The sequence below is a fragment of the Desulfolithobacter sp. genome, assembly GCF_054025815.1.
In genome coordinates this window covers 1-2471 of the sequence record NZ_JBPMMS010000031.1, presented here as the reverse complement: position 1 = coordinate 2471, position 2471 = coordinate 1, and the positions used below count along the sequence as shown (strand labels likewise).

Genomic DNA, 2471 nt, shown 5'->3' with positions numbered 1-2471 from the left:
ATCTCGCCGATGGCGGCCACGGCCTGCTCCAGGGCCTCTTCGCTCCCGGTGACCTGGAACGGCAGGCCGAGCTGCCGCACCACCTGCCAGTTGATGGCCGCATCACCCTTCAGCCGCCCGGGATCGATCAGGAAAAAGAGCTGCGGAAACCCGCCCCGCTGATGGACATGGCGGGCAACGACCAGGCCGTCACCGCCATTGTTGCCCGGCCCGACAAAGATCAGTACGCTCCGGTCCCGAAATGACCCGAACGTCTCTTCCATCCGGTCCACCGTGCCCCGGCCGGCATTTTCCATGAGCACGATCCCCGGAACACCGATATCCTCGATGGTCCGACGGTCCAGACCCTGCATCTCTTCTGCGGTGGCAAGTTTCATGGTCTCTCCTCGAAGGGAAGCAATGCGCGGAGTTGCTGAAAAAAGAACCACCCAGGTGAGCCGCGACAGTGCACCGTTGGCAGCAATTTATCTGGATGACGGCGATATTTTTACAGTTCAGCAGGCGTCTGCTACGTTGCCGCGCCAGCCTCCAGAGCCGCCATGCGACCAGTCGCGAGCGCGTGCCTCCCAAAATTTCCACACTCCGCTGGAAATATACCCAATCTGTTGCCAATGCCCCATAAAAAAAGAAAGAGGCTCTTCGCAGGACGATCGATCCACCGCTTTTATACGCGCTGAATATAACCTCCCTCTTTTGACCCGAATTCTCGGGATCTTACAGGAGTCCGGACGGGTAATCAGTATGGTGTCCCTCGACTTTGGATTGGCAGTCAGTTGAAGCGAGATGAAGATGAGTATAGTGTCCCCGGAACTATGTCCCCGGAACTATGCAGGACGAACCTTCGTCAGCTATGTCTGGCGAGCCTGAATGGCCAGGAAACGTGATGTCAAAGAACAATGTGTCGGCAACAGCACTGCCTCCGCCGGGGTAGTGGCGGAGGATTACGAAACTCTAAACTCCAGGAAAACACTGCAAATGCCTGAAACTCGCCGGTATGCAGCCAAAGACCATTGACGCCTATTCCCGGGCTATCCGCCGGATCGGCAACTATTTCGACTGCCGCATCGATGGACTGACTTCAGACCAGTTGCTGGACTATTTCACCGATCTCCTGGCATGCCATTCCTGGAGCACGGTCAAGCTCGACCTGTATGGCCTCAAGTTCTTCTACACCAGGGTCCTGGACAGGGACTGGCAGGAGATTCCCCTGGTCAAGCCGCCCAAGGTGTCCAGGATCCCGAATATTCTCTCCACCAGGCAGGTGAGCAACCTGGTTGCCGCAACCGCCAGGTTGAGCTACAAGGTCTTTTTCTTCACCCTCTACAGCCTGGGCCTCCGGCTTGGTGAAGGAGTCAGGCTGAAGGTCGGCGATATCGACTCTGTCAACATGCGGGTCCATATCCGCGACGCCAAGGGCAACAAGGACCGGCTGGTACCCCTGCCCGAGAAAACACTGCACGTTCTCCGGAGATTCTGGACCGTCCATCGCCATCCTGATCTTCTTTTCCCAAGCCGCAGGCGGGGCCTGAAAAACGCCTGCCTGGTTGATCGGCCCCTAGACAGGAGCGGTATCCAGTCAGCCATGAAGGCCGTGGTCGGGGAGCTCGGGATTAATAAAAAAACCTTATTCGTTATGCGATGACTGCTAGTGATCTCCACGTAGCAATCCCGCCACACTGAGATCTTCATCTAGGTCCGGCCAATGGATGCCTTCACCATCTCCGAGAAGCTCATAGTTCTCCAATTGTGTTTTTGTGGCATCGGCCAAGCGCGGGAACCAAACTAATGGGACCATCACTTTTCGGCCATCCACCAACGACACAATTAAATCATCATCGGTAAACTCAACGCTCTGAGCCAAAGGGTGTGTTTCAACTGCTAATGTGCTCATTCCACGCCTCCAGAAATATTGCCCTGTTTTTATCAACATGCTTCTGTATCGTTCGCAATTCATGTGAAGCAAACCGTTTAGAGCCAGCCAACGAAACGGGATTTAGCCAAAATTTAGCAAGAAACCGCTCTCTCTGCACATGAATATGGGGTAGTTCTCCTCTTTCATTACTGTAGAAAAAGAATCGATAGGGGCCGATTTTAAGTATTGTTGGCATATTACGTAGCTACCTCATCATCCTTGATCGCATAACGGCTGAACTCATCGGCGCGCGGCAGCGCGTCCGGTGAAGCGCCTTGATAATAGAGAAGGCCCCCTCGCTCCCGGCACCAGACCAACTCTGGTATAATGGAAGTAGGACCAGACCAACCTTCGGCCAAGGAGGCCCTCTCATGAGATTTTACACGAAACAACACAATTATTACTGCGGAATCGACCTGCACACCAACAAAATGTATCTTTGCGTCCTGGACCGGGAGGGTGCTATCTGCCTGCACCGGAATATCCGGACGAAGCCCGGAACATTTCTTCACATGATCGAGCCATTTCGTGAGGATATCGTCGTTTGCGTGGAGTGCAT

Annotated in this window: 4 protein-coding genes and 1 pseudogene; 2 read left to right on the top strand and 3 right to left on the bottom strand. The window is 54.4% G+C overall.

The annotated features are described in order from the left end of the window. A partial coding sequence (locus ACXJJY_RS07820; protein WP_456386719.1) for an NAD(P)H-hydrate epimerase occupies positions 1–377 on the bottom strand: 377 nt, incomplete at its 3' end. 602 nt (positions 378–979) lie between these two features. Here ACXJJY_RS07820 and ACXJJY_RS07815 point away from each other — a divergent pair. After that, on the top strand, positions 980–1642 hold the full coding sequence (locus ACXJJY_RS07815) for a tyrosine-type recombinase/integrase (protein ID WP_456386721.1): 663 nt from the start codon (positions 980–982) through the stop codon (positions 1640–1642). Positions 1643–1645: 3 nt separating this feature from the next. On the opposite strand, the gene ACXJJY_RS07810 is transcribed toward ACXJJY_RS07815, so the two are convergent. Both ACXJJY_RS07810 and ACXJJY_RS07805 read right to left on the bottom strand, forming a co-directional pair. Then, a complete protein-coding gene (locus ACXJJY_RS07810) occupies positions 1646–1891 on the bottom strand; it encodes a DUF2442 domain-containing protein (protein ID WP_456386717.1) in 246 nt (81 codons plus the stop codon). After that, the gene (locus ACXJJY_RS07805; RefSeq protein ID WP_456386715.1) at positions 1872–2108 is read right to left on the bottom strand and encodes a DUF4160 domain-containing protein; all 237 of its coding nucleotides are present in this window, start codon (positions 2106–2108) and stop codon (positions 1872–1874) included. The genes ACXJJY_RS07810 and ACXJJY_RS07805 overlap by 20 nt, the downstream gene beginning before the upstream one ends. 175 nt (positions 2109–2283) lie before the next feature. Between ACXJJY_RS07805 and ACXJJY_RS07800 the strand changes: the two are divergent. Then, a pseudogene (locus ACXJJY_RS07800) lies at positions 2284–2471 on the top strand (IS110 family transposase); the annotation flags it as partial.